General features: G+C 71.1%; 14 protein-coding genes and 3 tRNA genes. 4 read left to right on the top strand and 13 right to left on the bottom strand.

What is annotated here, in order from left to right; all coding sequences use genetic code 11:
- Positions 1-229: 229 nt before the first annotated feature.
- From AC0HI0_RS35815 to AC0HI0_RS35785, 7 genes are all read right to left on the bottom strand, one after another.
- A tRNA-Arg gene (locus AC0HI0_RS35815) sits at positions 230-305 on the bottom strand.
- A gap of 39 nt (positions 306-344) precedes the next feature.
- Positions 345-433: transfer RNA gene (locus AC0HI0_RS35810), tRNA-Ser, on the bottom strand.
- A gap of 163 nt (positions 434-596) precedes the next feature.
- Complete coding sequence (locus AC0HI0_RS35805) at positions 597-2,570, bottom strand: acetoacetate--CoA ligase (RefSeq protein WP_480927903.1); 1,974 nt, start codon at positions 2,568-2,570, stop codon at positions 597-599.
- Between the two features lie 81 nt (positions 2,571-2,651).
- Entirely contained in the window at positions 2,652-3,419 is a 768-nt protein-coding gene (locus AC0HI0_RS35800) for an ESX secretion-associated protein EspG (protein WP_480927902.1), read from the bottom strand.
- On the bottom strand, positions 3,416-4,735 hold the full coding sequence (locus AC0HI0_RS35795; RefSeq protein WP_480927901.1) for a PPE domain-containing protein: 1,320 nt from the start codon (positions 4,733-4,735) through the stop codon (positions 3,416-3,418). Before AC0HI0_RS35795 ends, AC0HI0_RS35800 begins: the two co-directional genes overlap by 4 nt.
- A complete protein-coding gene (locus tag AC0HI0_RS35790; RefSeq protein ID WP_480927900.1) occupies positions 4,732-5,373 on the bottom strand; it encodes a hypothetical protein in 642 nt (213 codons plus the stop codon). The genes AC0HI0_RS35795 and AC0HI0_RS35790 overlap by 4 nt, the downstream gene beginning before the upstream one ends.
- Positions 5,374-5,587: 214 nt before the next feature.
- The gene (locus AC0HI0_RS35785) at positions 5,588-6,271 is read right to left on the bottom strand and encodes a dienelactone hydrolase family protein (RefSeq protein ID WP_480927899.1); all 684 of its coding nucleotides are present in this window, start codon (positions 6,269-6,271) and stop codon (positions 5,588-5,590) included.
- Between the two features lie 118 nt (positions 6,272-6,389).
- On the opposite strand from AC0HI0_RS35785, the gene hisC reads away from it, so the two are divergent.
- A complete protein-coding gene (gene hisC / locus AC0HI0_RS35780; RefSeq protein ID WP_480927898.1) occupies positions 6,390-7,457 on the top strand; it encodes a histidinol-phosphate transaminase in 1,068 nt (355 codons plus the stop codon).
- On the opposite strand, the gene AC0HI0_RS35775 is transcribed toward hisC, so the two are convergent.
- The gene (locus tag AC0HI0_RS35775; RefSeq protein ID WP_480927897.1) at positions 7,458-8,207 is read right to left on the bottom strand and encodes a sulfite exporter TauE/SafE family protein; all 750 of its coding nucleotides are present in this window, start codon (positions 8,205-8,207) and stop codon (positions 7,458-7,460) included.
- A 466-nt stretch (positions 8,208-8,673) separates the two neighbouring features.
- On the opposite strand from AC0HI0_RS35775, the gene AC0HI0_RS35770 reads away from it, so the two are divergent.
- A complete protein-coding gene (locus tag AC0HI0_RS35770) occupies positions 8,674-9,657 on the top strand; it encodes a patatin-like phospholipase family protein (RefSeq protein ID WP_480927896.1) in 984 nt (327 codons plus the stop codon).
- Positions 9,654-12,113: a serine/threonine-protein kinase gene (locus tag AC0HI0_RS35765; protein ID WP_480927895.1), complete on the top strand. Its 2,460-nt coding sequence runs from the start codon at positions 9,654-9,656 to the stop codon at positions 12,111-12,113. The genes AC0HI0_RS35770 and AC0HI0_RS35765 overlap by 4 nt, the downstream gene beginning before the upstream one ends.
- Positions 12,114-12,216: 103 nt before the next feature.
- On the opposite strand, the gene AC0HI0_RS35760 is transcribed toward AC0HI0_RS35765, so the two are convergent.
- The 5 genes from AC0HI0_RS35760 to AC0HI0_RS35740 form a co-directional block, all read right to left on the bottom strand.
- Positions 12,217-15,051 (bottom strand): hypothetical protein, encoded by a 2,835-nt coding sequence (locus AC0HI0_RS35760; RefSeq protein ID WP_480927894.1) that lies wholly within the window; start codon positions 15,049-15,051, stop codon positions 12,217-12,219.
- 474 nt (positions 15,052-15,525) lie between these two features.
- A complete protein-coding gene (locus AC0HI0_RS35755) occupies positions 15,526-15,780 on the bottom strand; it encodes a hypothetical protein (protein ID WP_480927893.1) in 255 nt (84 codons plus the stop codon).
- A 55-nt stretch (positions 15,781-15,835) separates the two neighbouring features.
- Positions 15,836-16,045, bottom strand: coding sequence for a hypothetical protein (locus tag AC0HI0_RS35750; protein WP_480927892.1), 210 nt, complete (start codon positions 16,043-16,045; stop codon positions 15,836-15,838).
- A gap of 481 nt (positions 16,046-16,526) precedes the next feature.
- Positions 16,527-16,611, bottom strand: a tRNA-Ser gene (locus AC0HI0_RS35745).
- 20 nt (positions 16,612-16,631) lie between these two features.
- A complete protein-coding gene (locus tag AC0HI0_RS35740) occupies positions 16,632-17,102 on the bottom strand; it encodes a MarR family winged helix-turn-helix transcriptional regulator (protein ID WP_480927891.1) in 471 nt (156 codons plus the stop codon).
- 135 nt (positions 17,103-17,237) lie between these two features.
- Between AC0HI0_RS35740 and AC0HI0_RS35735 the strand changes: the two genes are divergently transcribed.
- Complete coding sequence (locus AC0HI0_RS35735) at positions 17,238-18,959, top strand: bifunctional metallophosphatase/5'-nucleotidase (RefSeq protein ID WP_480927890.1); 1,722 nt, start codon at positions 17,238-17,240, stop codon at positions 18,957-18,959.
- Positions 18,960-19,564 lie beyond the last annotated feature (605 nt).

The following is a 19,564-nucleotide window of genomic DNA, read 5'->3' as shown; positions in this document are numbered from 1 at the left end:
TCCAAGTCGCCTTGGCTGTGGCACGCCGCGATCGCGGTGGCAACGGCGCCCGGAGTCGGGCTCAGCGTTCAGGCTCGCCCTGCTCCCGCCTCCTGCCACCGACAGGAAGTGGACGAGGCGACGAAGTTCCCGGCCGCACAAGGCACTTTAGGCCGGTGAACCTCGGAGTGAACTGCGGTCACAATTGCGCCAGAGCCCCGGTGGAAACTTCTCCACCGGGGCTCTGAGCTGGCGCGCTCGGCAGGATTCGAACCTGCAACCTTCTGATCCGTAGTCAGATGCTCTATCCGTTGAGCTACGAGCGCATCGATTTTCAGTTGTCACCCTGCCGAAGCCGGGTGTTGCGGAGGCTCCGGGATTTGAACCCGGGATGGGGGTGAACCCAAACCGCATTAGCAGTGCGGCGCCATAGACCAGACTAGGCGAAGCCTCCCGGAGCCCTCGGCTACGACGCATAGATTACACAGGTCGGTGCGCCGGTGGCAAAACGCCCCCCTCGGCACCCCATCCGCGCTGGTCAGATGGGGTGCCAAGGGTGTTCATCGGGGGTTCAGGAGGGCGTCTTGTGGTGTACGTCTCGCCCGAAGATCGTCGGCTCAGCCTTCGACCAGCGCGAGGAACGGGGTCAGGGCGTCCGGGTTGCGCAGGGCATCCCGGCTCACGGCCTGGTCGGGCGGGGTGCCGGCCAGGATCTTCTTGACCGGGACCTCGCACTTCTTGCCGTTGAGGGTTCTCGGGATCTCGGCCACGGCCACGAACCTGTTCGGGACGTGCCTCGGGGACAGGTTGGTCCTCAGTTCCTTTTTCAGGGTGGGTTCCAGGTCCGCCAGGGTCACGTCGTCCTCCAGCACCAGGAAGCAGAGGAGTTCGCCGTCGGACCGGCCCGCGCCCGAGGTGTCGATGACGAGGGAATCGACCACGCCTTCCAGTGCCTCCACGACCCGGTAGAACTCGCTGGTGCCCATCCGGACGCCACCTCGGTTCAACGTCGAGTCGCTGCGGCCGTAGATGACCGCCGAACCCCTTGGCGTGATTCGGATCCAGTCTCCGTGCCGCCACACGCCGGGGTACACCTCGAAGTACGCCTCGCGCAGTTTCGCGCCGTCCTCGTCCCCCCAGAAGAACACCGGCATGGACGGCATGGGCTGGGTGATCACCAGTTCGCCCACCTGGTCGATCACCGGCTCGCCCTGCTCGTCGTAGGCGTGCACCGACGCGCCCAGCGCCCGGCAGGACAGCTCGCCCAGCCACACCGGCAGGTCCGGGGACGCCGCCACGAACGCCGTGCACAGGTCCGTTCCGCCGGACACGGACGCGATCTGCACGTCCTTCCCGATGGCGTCGGCGATCCACCGGAAGCCCTCAGGGCTCAACGGGGCACCGGTCGAGCCCACGACCCTCAGCGCGGTCAGGTCGTAGCGCTGCGCGGGCTTCAGGCCCTCCTTGAGGCACGATTGGATGTACGGCGCGGACGTCCCGAAGTACGTCACCCGGTGCTGCTCGGCCAGGTGCCACAGCACCGACAGGTCGGGGTGGGCGGGGCTGCCGTCGAACAGGACGATCGTGGTGCCGACCAGCAGGCCGGACACCAGGAAGTTCCACATCATCCAGCCGGTGGTGGTGAACCAGAAGAACCGGTCACCCGGGCCGAGGTCGCTGTGCAGGGCGAGCATCTTGAGGTGTTCCAGCACGATCCCGCCGTGCCCCTGCACGATCCCCTTCGGCAGGCCCGTCGTGCCCGACGAGTACAGGACCCACAGCGGGTGGTCGAACGGGACCGGTTCGAACGCCAACTCCGCGTCGGCGTGCTCGGACAGCAGCGCGTTCCACTCGACCGCGCCGGGCAGCGTGCCGCCGAGGTAGTCGATCAGCACGGTGGCCTTCAGGGACGGGATCGCCGCCCTGAGCTGCTCGACGGTCGGCCGCACGTCGAACCCGCGCCCGTTGTACCGGTACCCGTCGACGGCGATCAGCACGGTCGGCTCGATCTGGGTGAACCGGTCGGCGATGGCGCGCGCGCCGAAGTCGGGCGAGCACGACGACCACACCGCGCCCAGCGACGCCGCCGCCAGGAAGGCGATCAGGGCCTCCGGCGAGTTCGGCACCAGCGCGACGACCCGGTCGCCGCGCCGCACCCCCGACGCCACCAGACCGGCCCGCACGGCGGCCACCCGGCGCCGCAACTGGCGGTAGGTGAGCTGCTCGGACCGGCCGTCCTCGCGGTGGAACACGACAGCCAGGTCGTCGCTGTCGCGGCGCAGCGCGTGCTCGGCGTAGTTGAGGGTGGCTCCGGGGAACCACTCCGCGCCGGGCATCACCCGTTCGGTGAGCACGGCGGTGGGCTCGGTGTGGAACACCACCTCGAAGTACTCCGCGACGGCACCCCAGAAGGACTCCAGCTCGGTGACCGACCACTCCCACAGCTCGGAGTGGTCGGCGAACTCCAAGCCCTTCTCGGCAGCGAGCCACGAGCGGAACGCGGCCAGGTGGCTGTCGGCCACCCGGTCGGGGCTCGGACGCCACAGCAGCTCTGCCTCGCCGGCGACGGTGCCGGTGCGCGTGTCGGTCATACCTGCGTTCCTAGCTCATAACGCGGCCCGGAACCACAGTCGCAAAACACACATTCCCGGAGGTCCGATAGTCGGACGCCACTACTGGTTGCGGCCCGCCGTCGCGACGAGTTCGTCCACGGCCGAGGTCAGGCGGGCCGCGTCGGTGGGCGCGATCACCAGCCACGCGTCGTTGCGGCGCACGAGGTAGCGGCCGTCGGCGGTGTCCAGCCACGAGATGGCGGCACCGGTCGGGTGCAGGTAGCCGGCCCGGTTGCGGGCGATCACGGCGACCTGGCCGCCGCCGCTGCGGGTGGTGACGGCGCGCAGGAGGGTGTTGACCTCGGGCTCGCGCATCCCGACGTCGCGCAGCACGTCGAGGAAGCCGTCCGCGCCCTGGGCGACGCCCGCGCGGCCGGCCGCCAGGTAGTCCTCCCAGCGCACGTTCACCGAGCGGCCGCTGCCGGGCGGCGCGGCGGGCAGGGTGGACACGGTGCGCGAGGCGAGCGCGGTGGGCCGGAAGCCGGTCACCTGGACCTGGTCGCCGAGCCGGCCCGCGAACGCGCCGTGCCACGCCGCCGTGGCCAGGCCGCGGGCCTGCTCGCCGTTGAGCGTGAACACGACTTCCAGGCCGATCTCGAACTCGGCCAGGCCGCGCAGGACGCCGTACAGCTCCTCGTCGGGCCGCTGCACGGTGCCGAGCCCGCGGGCGAACAGGTCGCGGGACGCGGTCTCGATCAACCGCGCCCGCTCGACCTGGGTGTGTCCGTAGTGCCTGGTGCCGAGCGGTACCGGGTGGGCGTCGCGGTGGACCGCCTGCCAGAGCAGGAAGAACTCCAGGGCGCTGAGCCGGAAGATGCGCTCGGTCACAGGCCGATCACCGGCGGTGCTGCCTTGCGGTCCACGCCGAACACGTTGTCGTCGTCCTCCAGGTATCCCGGCCGGCTCCGCTCGCTGCCACCTCCACCGGGGGTCGACGCGACGGGCGGCGGCGCGGCCATCGGGGCCGCGCCGATCATGCCGTGCTGCGGCGTGACCGACTTGGGGGCCTGGAACTGGCTGGTCACGCCGCCGGGGTTGGCTCCGGAGGAGCGCTCGCCGGCGATCGCGCCGCTGCCGATCCCGGGCGGGCCGAGCGGGGCGGGACCGCCGCCACCGCCGCCGGCCGAGCCGACCGGCACGGGCATCGGGCCGCGCCCGCCCGCGAAGCCGCCACGCGCGAACGACCCGCCGCCACCGCGCCCCTGGGACGGGGTGGTGGTGGCGCGGTCCTGCTGACCGGGCTGGTTGGGGTTGACCACGACGGGACCGCCGTCCACCGGCGGTGGCGGCGCGACCGGGCCGGGCGTGACGACCACGGGCGGCGGGGGCGGCGGCGCGACCGGGTTGGTCGGCGGGCTGAACGACGGCACGGTGCGGTCGACGGCGTAGGAGTTCTGCTGGAACAGGGCCATCACCTCGGCCGCCTGCCGGTGCGTGGCGTCGGCCGTCACGACCGAGTCGACGACCGGCGCGGCCACGTTCTCCAGGCCGACGAACGGGTTGGGCGCCGCGACCTGGCGGGCGGCGTGGAAGTCGACCGGCGCGCCCAGGTCGCTCGCGCTGTCGGCGAGCAGCCGCTGCTGCACGCCGGGGTGCGAGGGCACCTGGAACGCGGGCTGCTGCTGGACCAGCGCGGCCCGGGTGTCGGGCGGAGCCGCCACGGGCGGCGCGGTGCCGCCGGTGACCGGTGCGACGGTGGGCGGCGCGGGCGACGGCGCGGGCATCATCTGCCGCGCGGTCTCCACGTGCTGGATCTCCTCGCCGATGCACTTGGCGACGTTGTCGGCGTGACCGCTGGTGTTCAGCGCCCACTTCTCCACCGACTCCAGCGCCTCGCGGGCCCGGTCGGCGGACTCGCCCGACCACGCCTGCTGCGACTGGGTGATCGCCTTGGCCAACAGGCCCTGCACCTCGTCGAGCGCCTTGCCGACCATCGCCCAGTCGGCCTGCGCGGAGCCGGCCGCCTTCAGGTCGACGCCGGTGTGCACCATGTTGTAGAGGTCCTCGTGGGAGAACCTCATCCAGTCGACCTTCTCGCCCAGGTTGCTGGGCGGCGGCTCGCGGCGGTCGTCGCCGTTGCCGCCACCGCCACCGTTGCCGCCGTGGTTGCCGTGACCCCGGCCGCCGCGCCTGTCGTCGCTCACGAGCCCTTGACCTCCCCAGCCGAGTTGAAGGCGTCCGCCGCGTCGTCGTCGGCCTCTTCGAGGTTGCGCGCCGCGTCGCGGATGGTCTCCTCGACCTCGAACAGCACCTGCATGAAGTCGCCGATCACCCGCACCGCGGACGCGTCGTTGCCGACCGCGACCTCGCGCAGCCGGCGGCTGATCGCCTCGCCGACCCAGTTCCTGCCGAACTGGAGTTCGACGTCGAGGCTGGTCACGGCCTTGGTGTGGACGTTGTCCACCAGGCCGCGGGCCTGCGTGATCAGCTTGAGCAGGCCCTGCACGGCCTCCTTGTCGAGGTCGAGCTTCACCTGCCCCTTGTCCACCGCGTCCAGCGCGGTGGTCGCCTTGGCCAGGTCGGTCTGCGCCGCGGCGGTGAAGCTCCCGCCCGGCAGGACCGCCGGTCCGGTGGCGTTCGGGTCGGGTGGTGTCACCACCTGCGTCACGACCGGGTCGGGTGCGCCGGCGGGACCTCCGGCGGGCACGCCGTCGACCGGCGCGGCCGGTGGCACCACGTGGCCGGCGTCCGGGACCACCGGCGCGGGCGGCCCGGAGGACACCAGAGGCGGCAGCACGTCCGGTGTGATCACCTGCGTCGTCGAGGTGTCGACAGCCGGCACCGGGGTCGGTGTGGCGACCGGTGCGGGCTGTGTCAGTGGAACGGTGTTGCCGTCGCTCATAGTTACCCCCTGCACTGCGACCTTCGTCGCAGCCGCGCCGCGCGTTACCCAGCAGCGTCCGCATCGGCGTACCGGACGCTCCCCTTAGATGTACCGGGAAGGCCGTCTGGTTCCAAGCCGCTGGAAAGACTCTCTACCGCCAGTGGGTGGCCGATCACCGCAGATGCGAGTCGAACCAGTTCAGCGCCCGCTGCCACGCCTCGGCGCTGGCCTCGGGCGTGGTGTCGAACCGGTGGCTGGTGTCGCGGAACCGGACCACGTCCGTGGCGACCGGCGCGGCGGCCGCGGCGTCGCGGAGCTTCTCCACGTCGCTGAACGGGATCTCCTCGTCGTCGTCGCCGTAGAGCCCGAGCCACGGGCAGGCCAGCTCCTCGGCCACCTCGACCAGCGACGGCAGCCCGTCGGACAGCGGCGCCAGGATGCCGCCGCCACCGACCGTGACGGCCGCGCCGATGCTTCGGCTTCCCGCAACCACCATCGCGACCGATCCGCCCAGGTCGAAGCCCATGACCCCGAGCCGGTCGGTGCTCACGCCCTGTTGTCCCAACCAGACGAAGGCGACGTCCGTGTCGGCCAGCACGGATTCGCCGGACAGCTCGCTGACCCGCTCCGCCGCGTCCACCGGTTCGTCCTCCGCGCCGCGGTAGAGGTGCGGCGCGACGGCCAGCCACCCCTCCGCCGCGAGTCCGCTCACCAGACCGCGGACGGTGTCGGTCACGCCGCGCGCCTCGTGCAGCACGACCAGGCCGCCGCGAACGACGTTCTCCGGCTCCGCGACGGTCAGCCGCAGGGTGCGGCCGTCGGTGAGCGAGAGCGTCTCGGTGCGGGTAGGTGTCATGGGGCAACCCTTCCATGTGGGGGTGAACGGCAGTCAACGTGAGCAACCGAACGGCAGGTATGCCCCATCCGGGTGTTGAGCGGCTAACGTCCAGCTCAGAACCGGAAGGAGTCCTTGGATGACGGTGCGAACCCGCGCAGACCTCTCCGCGCTACCCAGTTATGTCCCCGGCAAAACCATCCCGGGCGCGATCAAGCTGGCCAGCAACGAGGTGTCGGCCGGACCGCTGCCCAGCGTGGTGCGGGCGATCGCGGACGCGGCCACCGCCGTGAACCGCTACCCCGACACCGCCGCCACCGACCTCGTGGCGCGGCTGGGCGACAAGCTCGGCGTCCCCGCCGCCCAGGTCGCCGTGGGCTGCGGTTCGGTGACGCTGTGCCAGCAGCTCGTGCAGGCGACCTGCACGGAGGCCGACGAGGTGGTGTTCCCGTGGCGGTCCTTCGAGGCGTACCCGATCATCACCGCCGTCGTCGGCGCGGGCCAGACCAGGGTTCCGCTGACCGCGGGGCACGGCCTGGACCTCGACGCCATGCTCGCCGCGATCACGCCCAAGACCCGGCTGGTGTTCGTGTGCAACCCGAACAACCCGACCGGGACGGCGCTGCGGCGGGCGGAGATCGAGCGGTTCATCGAGCAGGTGCCGGCGGAGACGCTGGTCGTGCTGGACGAGGCGTACAAGGAGTTCGTGGACGACCCGGAGGTGCCCGACGGCGTGGAGCTGGCCAAGGCCCAGTGGGCGGCCGGGCGGGACAACGTGGCGGTGCTGCGGACGTTCTCCAAGGCGTACGGCCTGGCCGGCCTGCGGGTCGGCTACGCGGTGGGCTCCCCGGAGCTGGCCGAGACGCTGCGCAAGGTCTACGTGCCGTTCAGCGTGAACGCGCTGGCGCAGGTCGCGGCCCTGGCGTCGCTGGACGCCGAGGACGAGCTGATGGTCCGGTGCCGGGCGATCGTGGCCGAGCGGAGCCGGGTGCGCGACGCGCTGCTGGCCGCCGGGTTCGAGGTGCCGGTGACCCGGGCGAACTTCGTCTGGCTGCCGCTGGGCGAGCGGACGGCGGCGTTCAACGAGCACTGCCTGGAGCACAAGGTCGTGGTGCGCGCGTTCGTCGGCGACGGCGCGCGGGTGACCATCGGCGAGCCCGAGGAGAACGACGCCTTCCTGGCGGCCGCCCGCTCCTTCAGCGGGTGATCAGCGGGTAAGGATCTGGACGATGGCCACGGCTCCCACCAGCACGATCACCGCGCGCAGCGCGACCGGTGGGAGCCGGCGGCCGACCTTCGCGCCGATCTGGCCGCCGACGACGGAGCCGAGCGCGAGCAGCAGCACGGCGTCCCAGGCGACGTCGGCGATGAAGATGAACAGCACGCCCGCGATCAGGTTGACGAACGCGGTCAGCACGTTCTTGAGGGCGTTCATCCGCTGGATGTGCTCGTTCATCAGCACGCCCATCAGGCCCATCACCAGCACGCCCTGGGCGGCCCCGAAGTAGCCGCCGTAGATGCCGCCGAGGAACACGCCGATCCACAGCGCGATGCCGCCGTGCTCGTGGCGCTCGCGCTCGGCGAGCTTGCGGTTGAGCCACGGCTGGAGCACCACCAGCACCAGCGCGATCGCGATCAGCACCGGCACGATCGCGGCGAACGCGTCCTCCGGCAGCTTGATCAGCAGGATCGCGCCCACCACGCCGCCGAGCAGCGACGCGGGCAGCAGCCGCTTGATCCGGGGCCCCTGGCCGACGAGTTCGCGGCGGTACCCGACGGCCCCGCTGAAGGACCCGGGCACCAGGCCGAGGCTGTTCGACACGTTCGCGGTGACCGGGGGGAACCCGACGGCCAGCAGCACCGGGAAGGTGATCAGGGTGCCCGAGCCGACGACCGTGTTGATGCCGCCCGCCAGCACCCCGGCCAGGACGACGAGGACCGCTTCCACCGTAGTCACGGCCACGTCTCCCTCGTTCGGCGCAATTGGTTAGCGACGCTAACACTCTGCGCGCCCGGCCGCGGTGTGGCCCGCGCGACACCCCGGCCCGTCCCGGGCGCGGCCCGCCGGCAGGGCGGGGGTGCGCCGACCCAGGACCCGCCCGGCCCGGCCGACGCGATTCGAAACTGCCGCGAATCCCCGCGAATGCGCTCACCCGGATAATGATCCGCAGAATTGCGGAAACGCCCGGGCGCGTGGGTTGATCACCAAAAGTTCCCCCTGTCGACTCATGCCGACCGCAAGTCGGGACAACGGGCGATCCGCTATCTTGACCTCACCACACGCCTACCGGAGAGGCTGCCAGCCGATGGCCCGGTCCAATGAGCGCGCGCGGCGCGAATTTCCGCAATCGGGACCAAGTCGATTAGCAGCGCACGACCCCGTCCCGGCCCTCCCGTGGTCGCCGACGCACCCCGTCCGCGAGGTGCTGCGGGCCCGCCGCGCCGCCGGCAGCGTGCCGGGCGAGCGGGCGGACGGGTTCAAGGTCGGGCTGGCGGTCGAGGGCGGCGGCTTGCGCGGGGTGGTCTCCGGCGCGATGTTGTCCGCCGTGGAGGACCTGGGGTACGCGAACGCGTTCGACGACGTCTACGCGTGCTCGTCCGGCGCGGTCAACGGCGCCTACTTCATCACCCGCCGGACCTGGTTCCCGCTGTCCATCTATTTCGACGACTTGACCACGGGAGCATTTCTCGACTTTCGCCGGGTGCTGCGCCGGGAAGGCCCGATGAACCTGGAGTACGTGTTCGAGGAGGTGCTCGCCCGGCGCAAACCGCTGGACTACGCGGCGATCATCGCGCACCCCCAGCGGCTGCACATCATGGTGACCGACGTGGACGAGCTGAAAACCCTCGACGTGAGCGATTTCCACTCGCCGGAGGACATGCGGGAAGCGCTGCGCGCCAGCACCTGGCTGCCCCTGGCGATCAAGGGCACCACCCGCTTCCGGGGCAACCGCGCCATCGACGGCGGGGTGCTGCGGTTCCACCCGTTCCGCGCGGCGGTGGAGGACGGGTGCACGCACGTCCTGTCGCTGAGCACCAGGCCGATCGCCCCGACGCGGTCGAAGATGTCGTGGACCAACCGCCTGGTCGCCTGGCACCTGGAGAAGATGCGCCCGGGCCTGGGCGACGGGTTCGTCGCGTCCACCATGCAGTACCTCAAGCAGGACCGCCCCTACCTCAACCACAACCGCCTGCACCCGCAGAGCGACCCCGCGGTCATGGACCTGGCGCCGCTCGCCGGCACGCCCGAGGTCAAGCGGCACGAGGTCGACCGCGGCAAGCTGCTCGACGGCGCGCGCTCGGCCTACCGCCTGACCCACCAGGTCCTGGAGGGCGAGGACGCGCTGGTCGTGCCGAGGTTGACGGTCTACCCGCCCCGGCCGGACAGCGGGGGTACTCCCCCGTGAGCGAGGCGATACCGGTCCGCCGGGTCGAGTCGGACGCCCTCCGCCAGGTGTTCCGCTCGGTGATGGCGCTCGACCTGCGCAGAGCCGACGCCGAGCAGCTGCGCGACATCCGCGGCCTGTGCCCGGACGTCGCGTCGTGGCGGAGGCTGCTGTCCGCGATCCCGTTGGACAAGCTCTCGTTCCAGCTCGAAGTCGGGGTCCAGCGCACGGACGCGGTCGACGCGCTGACCCAGTGGTGCGGGCGGTTCAAGACCAGCAGGGTCGGCGGCCACACCAAACGCGAAGCCGAGACGCACGGCTACCTGTCGGTCCTGCTGATCACGCTGATCACCATGGAGCGGGCCGGCCAGGCCACGACCACCGTCCCGCCCGGCGACGACGCCCCCGAGGACGACGCCGGGGACACCGCCGGCGACCGGCACGACTGCGGGAAGCTGTGCGGGCGGCTGGTCCGCGACGCCTCCGTCCGGGCGGCGCTGCTCGCGCTCTACGCGCCGCCCGGCGACGAGTACCAGCCGCACGACCCGCACGTCGTGGAGTGGAACCGGGTGCAGGGTTCCGAGTTCGAGTTCCACCGGCACGGGTCCACCTCGTTCATCCTGCGCGGCCTGCCCACGCAGTCCGCCGGGCGGCGGATCGCGTTCGCGCTCAAGTGCGTGCTGTTCCCGTACTCGAACATCCCGGTCATCGCGATGAAGACCCGGGACTACGCGGTCGACCACAACGCCCTGGACGTCGACGGGCGGCAGGTCGAGCACATGGTCCAGGTGTGGGCGAGCACCGGGAACTGGATCCTGATGGACTTCGCCGAGGGCCGCACCCTCGCCGAGGAGATCGAGCTGATCAAGCGGGACTCGGCCGCGCCGGTCGGGTGGCGGCGCAGGCGGCGGGTGTCCCCGGCGGGCAACGTCCGGCTCGACGTGCTGCGCAAGATCGGGCTGCCCCTGCTCACCGCGCTGAGCGAACTGCACTCGCGCAAGAAGCGCCACGAGGACCTGTCGACGACCAACATCATCGTCCGCCGCCGCGATCCCGGCCAGGACGGCCGCGAGTACGACGTCACGTTCATCGACTTCGGCCGGAACTACCTCTACAGCAGGGCCGTGGCCGGCACGGAGAGCCCGCAGGGCGCATTCGTCGCCCCGGAGGTGCGCGCGAACGCCGACGACGTCACCAAAGCCGACCTGTACTCGCTCGGCCGCATCCTGATCGCGCTGGGCGACGTCGGCGACAACCGGGACGGGACCATCCCGGACCGCTTCTACGGGCAGGCCCCGCTGATCGCGCGGCTGGTCGAGGACCTCATCGACGAACGCCCGGAGCGCCGGCTGCTGGTGTTCCGCATCGCCGCCGACAACCCGCAGGTGTACCGCCTGCTCCGGCAGGTGCTGGAGCAGGAGCTGGACGTGACCCAGGCGGGGCTGGTGGCCGACCCCCTGCTGCGCGCGCAGGCGATCCCGTACGACCGCATCAGCGTCGTGGAGACGGTGCGCGCGCTGGTGCCGCCGTCCAGCGAACCCCGCAAGCGCCGCCGGATCCACCGGCTGCGCAAGGAGCAGGGCGTGCTGTCGGACCCGCGGCGGTCGCTGCACGCGCGCTGGCTGCTGACCTTCTCGACGATGTCGTCCGTCGGGTTCTACGTGAGCTTCACGATCTGCTTCTACTGGTTCCTGCGCGACATCGGGATCGACGTCCTCGGCCCCACCGACCAGCTGGTCCTGCGGGCGATCGGCGCGCGCCCCGACGTGATCCCGCTGCTGGACGACCTGCGCCAGGACGGCTACCGGCTGGGCGACGTGTGGGCGAACCTGCCGGCCCGGGTGATCGGGCTGAGCTTCGCCCTGGCCGGGGTGCGGTACTACCAGAACATCCTCAGCGGGCTCACCACGCTGTCCGCGCACTCGCCCGCGCTGCCGGGCACGGCCATGCGCCTGAGCACCGAGTTCGCGATCCGGACGATGGCGGTGTGGCCCTGGTGGCTCATCCTGTCCGCCAACCTGGTCAACAACCGCTGGTGGCCGATCGCGAGCGCGATCGGCTACAGCGGCGTGCTGTTCGCGAACGTGCTCAGCGCCCGGTACGCGGGCCACTACCTCGACCTGGCGCGCCGCCGGAAGCTCAGCACGGTGCCCCCGGAGCACCAGACGATCACCGGCCTGGACGGCTACCGCCAGTGGGGGCCGACGATCACGATCTACAGCCTGACCGTGTGGATCTTCGCGATCCTGATCTACACCAACGTCCTGAAGGACACCTACGTCTACGCCGCCGCCGTGGCGGTGGTCAACGTCGGCCTCTTCTACGTCATCAAGACCGGCATGAACGCGCTGGACGTCCGAACCGGGCTCAACCGCTGCTTCCTGGCCGCGGAACGCCTCCGGTACGAAGCCGAGTCCGTGCAGAGCCTGGCCCTCACGCCGAAGCGACCACGCCTGGTGCTGGCCAACCCCGACTAGTCCCGGCCCGACCGGTCGCGGTGCGGTCGCCGGAAACCCCCGGACGCGCGGGAGGGGCGCAGCGTCGGCCACGCCCCTCCCGCGTTCGATCACACCCGTCCCGCTAGGCCGTGCGGCGACGCCCCAGCACGCGGGAGCCGACGCCGAACGCCAGCACCAGCAGCCCGACCAGGCCGAGCCCGACGACGCTCGCGCCGGTCGCGGCCAGGGCGGTCTCGCCACCGGACGCGGTCCCGCCGGTCCCGCCGGTCGCGCCGGTCTCACCGCCGCCGGCGGCCGGGTCCTGCCCGGTGCCGGGGTCGGCGACCTCGGGACCCGGGTCGACCAGGATGTCGAGGTCGGTCCTCCCGCCCCGCACCACCTTGAAGCTCGGGTACGGGCCCCAGGCGGTGTTGAACGTCCACGGCCCCACGACGACCGGCGTGTAGTAGCCCACCGGGATGTCGGCGAACGTGAAGCGCCCGTCCGGACCGGCCACCGCGCGCGTCACCGGCCGCTTGGTGAAGTAGTCCGTCAGCACGATCGTCACGTTCGGCACCGGGACCACCTCGGGCCCGGACGGCCGGGTGACCACGCGACCGGACACCGTCCACACCGCACCCGGCACGCGGGCGAACTCCTCGACCCGGGGCAGACCGTTGCGCACCGAGCCGGGACCGAACTCGCACCACATGCCGAACATGCCGTAGTCGGCGGCGATGTCGGGCACCGGGCTGGAGAACGTGAACACCCGGGTCTCACCGGCCGCCAGCCACACGCCGGCGCCGTCCTTCCAGTAGAACTCGTGCCACTCCGGGCCGTTGACCAACGACGGGAGTTCCGCGCTGCCGCACGACGCCTTGACGTGGACCTTTTCGGACCCGCTGTTGGACAGCGTCAGCGTGACGCCCACCTGGTCGTCGGGGCCGTAGGTGTCGCGGTCGAACACCAGCGAGGCGTGCAGCTTGTCGGACAACGGGCGCACCAGGCGGTACTGGACCTGGATCTCCTGGCCCGCGACGACGACCAGTTCGGCCGCGCCGTGGTGCACCCAGCCGGTCTTCTCGTCCTCGACGTACACCACGTACTTGCCGGCGGGAGCGTCGTCCAGCCGGTAGCGGCCGGACTCGTCGGTCTGGCCGGCGTACCACTTGCGGGGCAGGCCGCCCTCGAAGGTGACCCGCGCGCCGGAGATCTCCTCGCCCTCGTCGTAGGCGCCGTCGTCGTCGCGGTCGCCGTAGACCAGCGCCACCGCCTTGCCGGTGCGGAAGGTGATCGCCGAGGTCAGGTCGATCAGGTTGTCGCTCGGATCGGCGTCACCACTGGCCGAGATCCGACCCTTCAGCCGCACCGAACCCGAGACCACCGCCCACAGCAGGGTGCCGGTCAGCGTGACCACGTGCTCCTCGCCGGGAGCGAGCGAGAGGCCGTTGCCCGACGAGGCGAGCGCGCCCCACTGGTTGCGGTCGTAGTACAGCTCGTTGGGCACCCACTCGGTCTGGAACATGACGTGGTGCGCCACCTGGTTGCCGATGTTGGCGACCTTGACGGTGACCTTCGCCTCGTCGTTGACGTCGTAGGTCGCCTTGTCGAACGCCGCGGTGACCCGCACGTTCGGCGCAGGCATGGGCGGCTGCGGCTCCACGACGTCCGGGCCGTCCACGAGGTCGTAGCTCGCCCCGGAGGTGTACGCGGAGTGGATCCGGATGACCATACCGTTGTTGTAGCGGGACTTGTACGGGCCGATCACCAGCACGTCGAAGGTGCCGACCGGCACGTTCGACAGCGTCCAGGCGCCGTTCGCGTCCGACCGCGTCCGCGCGACCACGGCCTTGGTAGACCGGTCGACCAGGACCACCGGGGTGTCGGCCAGCCGCCGCGACGGGCCCGACGCCGGGTGGTAGGTCAGGTCGGCCTCGACCGAGCCGAGCGCGCCGAGGACCCGCGCGCTGTCCGACGAGCCGACGTAGCCGTGGCCGGAGTCGCCGTCGTTGCCGAACTCGCACGACGCGAGCAGCGTCCCGCCCTGGTAGGCGGCGTCGGGCACCACGTCGGGGATGGTCAGCACCTTGGTCTCGCCGGCGGCCAGCGCGATGCCGGGGCCGTCGTAGCGCAGCGGCGCCCAGCCGGGGCCGGTGCCGTCGAGGACCCAGTCCTCGCCCACCCGGTTGCACACCGCGATGACGTTCGCCAGCGGCGCGGTGCCGTTGTTGGTGAGCGTGATCCGGACGTTGACGGGGTCGGTGCGCTGGTAGCTGTCCCGGTCCAGTTCGAGCCGCGCCGCGAGCACGTCGGACACCGGGCGGGTGATCGGGATGGCCAGGTTCGTCGTCGTGTCGCCGGCGACGGTGAACTTGCCGAAGCCCGGCCGCACCACGGTAGCCGGGTCGGCCAGCCAGAACCGGTAGTCCCCGGCGGGCACGTTCGTGAAGCTGAACTCGCCGTTCGCGCCGGTCACCGCGGTCAGGTAGGCGGAGGGTCGACCGCCGCTCGCCCGCACCTCGGCACCCACGCGCTGCTCACCGGCGTCGAACCGGCCGTTGCCGTTGCCGTCGGTGTAGAGCACGCCGGAGACGGTGCCGCGCGGCTGCGGCACGTTCGCGGTGGCCGTCGCCTGGTTGTCGGCGGGCGTCGGGTCGGGAGCGGAGTGCGAGAGGTAGAACGTGGTCTCGGCCCTGGTGCCGTTCTGGTCGACCTGCCGGCCGACGAACGCGAACCGCCGCTCGTCGCCGGGCTCGATGGTGTACGCGCCGTCGAACTGCTCACGGCCGGTGTGCACGGTGACGTTGCCGCCGTAGCCGAGCTTCACCTGCTGGGCCGCGAGACCGCCGACGTTGCGCACGGTGACCGTGATCGGCAGGTCGGAGGCCGGCAGGTACTCGGGCCGGTCGAACGCGACCGAGACCCGCAGGTCGGCCGGCGCGGCCTGCTCGCCGACCTGCGCCGGGGCCTTCCGCACGGGCGCTTCGGACCCGGCGGGTTCCGGCGTGCCGGCGGGCTGCTCCGGTGTGGTGGCCGGGGATTCCGGTGTGGTGGCCGGGGTCTCCGGGGTGGTCGTGGTGGGCTCCGGGGTCGTGCTCGGAGCGGGTTCGGGCTCCGCGGTGGGAGCCGGAGTTGCCGGTGGCGCAACGGTTTCCACGGGAGTCGTGGCCGGCGCGCCGGTGTCGGTGTCGTCCGCCCAGGCGGGCTGAGCACCGAACGCGAGAACGCCCGCCAGCAAGGCGGCGGTGGTCGTTCTCAACACCTGTCTGGCCGCACGAGGGCGTGCGGCAGCGCTGTTGGACAAAGAAACTGTCCCCCCAATTAGGACCGGTAGCCGGCGTGCGCGGTCCCCGAGCCGCCAAGCTGGCCATACACATCGTTCGCAGGGGAAAGTACTTGAAGCGGGACGGATTGGACAGCACTTTCCGAACAATCTTCACAAACCCCGCCACTAACCGCGATCGACCGACGACCTCGCGCGACGACCCGTGCCCTCCTCGACGGCCAGGGCCCGTTCCACCCAGTCGAGGAAGGCCGGGAGACGGCTGTCGGAGCCGTAGCAGTCCCGGTCGGTGTCCACGATCTCGTCCTGGAGGTGCGGCCACTCCAGGCGCAGGGCGTTGTAGTGCGCCTGCCCCTCGCGCTGATCGGGGTGCGCGCGCCAGTACTCGTCCACCAGGTCGAGGTACCGGCTGACCGGATCCACGACTCCCCCTCCCGACCGCACCCCGGCCGGGGCGCGCAATGGCCGGCCCAGGGTGCTACAACGCGGGCAGCACACCCAAATCGGTCAGCTTCAGCGCGAGCACGATCACCCCGGTGCTGCCCGTGACCGTCGTCCAGACGAGTTTCAGCACGCGACAACCCGACGTGCGGTGCTCTTCGTCCCGCCCGAAGAGCGCGACGAAGCAAGCGGCGGCGATCAATACCGCGCTGAAAGCCGCATAGCCGCCGATCAACCATGGCCACACAGCGTCCCTGCCTTTCAAAGGGGTACGCCGGAGAAGACGGCCATGAACACCAAAACCTCCTCCTCTCCCGCTGAGGAGAGGAGGAGGCCCGGTGTACCCGACAACAAACCCCGGTATGACGCGCTCGACCACCTCGACGCCAGTGAGCACCCCTCCAGGCAACTCGGGAGCTGCGTCAAACCGAGGCCGATCCCCCGCAGGTTGTGCCGCCAACGGCCTGGTCCGTGCCGTCGGCGACCTTCCCGCTTGCCGGCCGGCCGGAACCCGTTCGGCTTGATCCGCGCCGGCACCCAGTCCAGCGGCAAACCGCGTGAACGGCATTTCCCGGCTTGCAGGTACGGCAAACCCTTCAACGGGTCGGCACTCGTCGAGCACTGGGACGATCTCACGGACGAGCTGGGTTGACCCCGTTGCCACACCCGTTGCTACACGGAGGGGGTGCGGAGGCCCTCAAAGGACGTACCGCACCCCCTCTGAACTGCGGAAGCGGAGGGATTTGAACCCCCGGACGGTTTCCCGTCTCCCGCTTTCAAGGCGGGTGCATTCGGCCGCTCTGCCACGCTTCCCGGTGTCGCGGTCCAGCAGGTTACCCGTCCAGGCCGCGCAGGTGCGTGATGACCCGGTCGAAGACCTTCGCCAGCACCTCCTGCTCCTCACGCGTCAGCAGGTCGACCATGTGCGCGCGCACGCCCTGGACGTGCGTCGGCGCGGAGCCCTTCAGGGTTTGTACGCCCTTCTCGGTCAGTTCGGCGAACACGCCGCGCCCGTCTTCCGGGCACTCGCGCCGGCGCAGCAGGCCCTCCCGCTCCATCCGCGCGACCTGGTGCGACACCCGGCTCTTGGAGGACGCCACCTCGTCCGCCAGTTGCGACATGCGCATCCGCAGCCCGCGCCGTTCGGACAACCGCACCAGCACCTCGTAGTCGGCCAGCGACAGGCCGTGGCGGTCCTGCAGTTCGCGGTGCAGGCGGTCCTCCAGCATGGACGCGCCGACCACGTAGTTCCGCCACGCCCGCATCTCGCCGTCGTCGAGCCATCGGGGTCCCTGATCCGTCACGTACTAAGGCTATGCCGCACATCTCCGTTAACGGACGATCCACACGCATGTCTGGTGCCGGTCAGCTGCGAGAGGCAAACTCCCTGCCCTGGTGCGCCCTCCTACCGGGGCGCCGTCAGGGAGGGGACCCCTGTTATGACCTCGTTCAGACGGACCACGGCCGCGCTGGCGCTCAGCGCCGCGGCCGGGCTCGCCGTCACCCTCGCGCAGACCCCGGCCCAGGCCGACGACAAGCCCCTGCGCACGGTCGACGTCCGGCTGATCGGCATCAACGACCTGCACGGCAACATCGAGCCCCCGACCGGTTCGTCCGGGCGCGTCACGCTGTCCGACGGCACCCAGGTGGAGGCGGGCGGCGCGGCGTACAACGCGACGCACATCAAGAACCTCCGGTCCCAGGTGCGCAACTCGGTGATCGTCGGCCAGGGCGACCTGATCGGCGCGTCGCCGATCGTGTCCGCGCTGTTCCACGACGAGCCGACGCTGGAGATCCTCAACCGGGTCGGGCTGGACGCCACGGCGGCCGGCAACCACGAGTTCGACGAGGGTTACAAGGAACTGCTGCGCGTGCAGCACGGCGGCTGCCACCCCACCGACGGCTGCCAGTTCCGGGACCGCTACGACGGCGCGAAGTTCCCGATCCTGGGCGCGAACGTCACCCTGGCCAAGAGCGGCCTGCCCGCGCTGCCGCCGTTCTGGGTGGAGTTCCGCGACGGCGTGCCGATCGGCTTCATCGGCATGCCGCTCAAGGACGTGCCGATCCTGGTCGACCCGAACGGGATCAAGGAGCTCAAGTTCGGCGACGAGATCAAGGCCGCCAACCAGTACGCCGACCTGCTGAGCTGGCTGGGCATCAAGTCCATCGTGCTGCTGGTCCACCAGGGCGACAACACCACCGGCGGCGGTCCGGACGACTGCCGCAAGGGCGCGGACAAGGGGCCCGGCCAGATCATCGCCGAGGGCGTCTCGCCGAAGATCGACGTCGTCTTCTCCGGCCACAGCCACCAGCACTACAACTGCGTGGTCAAGGACCCGGCGGGCAACCCGCGCCCGTTCATCGAGGGCCTCGCCTTCGGCCGCGAGCTGTCCGTGGTCGACGTGAAGATCGACAAGAAGACCCGCGACATCGTCCGCTCGGCCACCGTCGCCAAGAACCACGTGGTGACCAAGGACGTCACGCCGGACCCGGCCGTCCAGTCCGTGATCGACCTGGCCAAGACCAAGTCCGGCCCGATCGCCAACCGCCAGGTGGGCACGATCTCCGCCGACGTCCTGCGGGCCCAGAACCCCGCCGGCGAGTCCGCGCTGGGCAACCTGATCGCCGACTCGCAGCTGGCCGCCACGACCGGCAACGGCGCGGTGCTCGCGCTGATGAACCCGGGCGGCGTGCGGGCCGACCTCACCTACGCCTCGTCGCCCGCCGGCGAGGGCAACGGCGTGGTCACCTACGGCGAGACGTTCACCGTGCAGCCGTTCGGCAACATCCTCCAGACGGTCACGCTGACCGGCGCGCAGATCAAGGCGGCGCTGGAGCAGCAGTGGCAGGTGGTCAACGGCGCGCCGCGGCAGATCATCCTCCAGCCGAGCGCGGGCCTGACCTACAAGTGGTCGACGTCCGCCGCGATCGGCTCGAAGGTCTCCGACGTCGTCCTGAACGGGACGCCGCTGGACCCGGCCGGGAGCTACCGGGTCACCATCAACTCGTTCCTCCAGGGCGGCGGTGACGGCTTCAGCGTCTTCACCGGCGGCACGAACATCACCGGTGGCGGCATCGACCTGGACGCGTTCAGCGCGTACCTGGGCGCGCACCCGAACACCGCTCCGCCGGCCCTCGGCCGGATCAGCACGGTCGCGTGACGCGTCGCGCGCGGTGAGCGGGGGGCCACCTCCGCCCACCGCGCGCGACCACCGTCCCACCGGGACGGTCCGTTCGTGTTTCACCAGTTCAGGGACAGCGTGAACAGTTGTGTAACGGGCTGATCAAGCGCATCCTCAAGGCAGGACCTGCCGCCGGGCGACGCGAGACCTGGAGCCGCGGCCGGCACGCCCGGAAGGGGTAGGTGGTGCGGTGCAGAGAAGTCCTCGCTGTGACGATCCGCGTTCGGCCGCGACCCCGCGGGCGGGATGGACTAGACCGTCCTGATCGCGAACGTGAGCGGTTCCGCGAGGTTCCAGGCGCGCGGCGCTTCTGAGCGCGCACGACGCGCTTGACGCTGTTGACCACGGACGACTCAGGTGCCCGTCTCGCACGGCGGCACCCGCCGGGGTCCACGCCACCTCGCCGACGAACCGGATTGCGTCACTTCCACAAGGAAAGAAACCCAGGTGCGGCACCCCGACGTCGGGTCCCGCACCTGGGCTTTGCGCGTACCGGGGCCGGACCGACGCCTGGCCGGGCACCGGGCCGGGGGCAACCGTGTTCGTGGCGAAACCCCCGCGACGCCCGCGCCCGGTTATCGTGG

It is taken from the genome of Saccharothrix sp. NBAS 001, assembly GCF_056640475.1.
This window is presented reverse-complemented; position numbering and strand designations above follow the sequence as displayed.

Excerpts from the sequence above, each read along its gene's own strand:
- AC0HI0_RS35805 (WP_480927903.1), bottom strand. The coding sequence starts at position 2,570 with ATGACCGACACGCGCACCGGCACCGTCGCCGGCGAGGCAGAGCTGCTG.
- AC0HI0_RS35785 (WP_480927899.1), bottom strand. The coding sequence starts at position 6,271 with ATGACACCTACCCGCACCGAGACGCTCTCGCTCACCGACGGCCGCACC.
- hisC (WP_480927898.1), top strand. The coding sequence starts at position 6,390 with ATGACGGTGCGAACCCGCGCAGACCTCTCCGCGCTACCCAGTTATGTC.
- AC0HI0_RS35735 (WP_480927890.1), top strand. The coding sequence starts at position 17,238 with ATGACCTCGTTCAGACGGACCACGGCCGCGCTGGCGCTCAGCGCCGCG.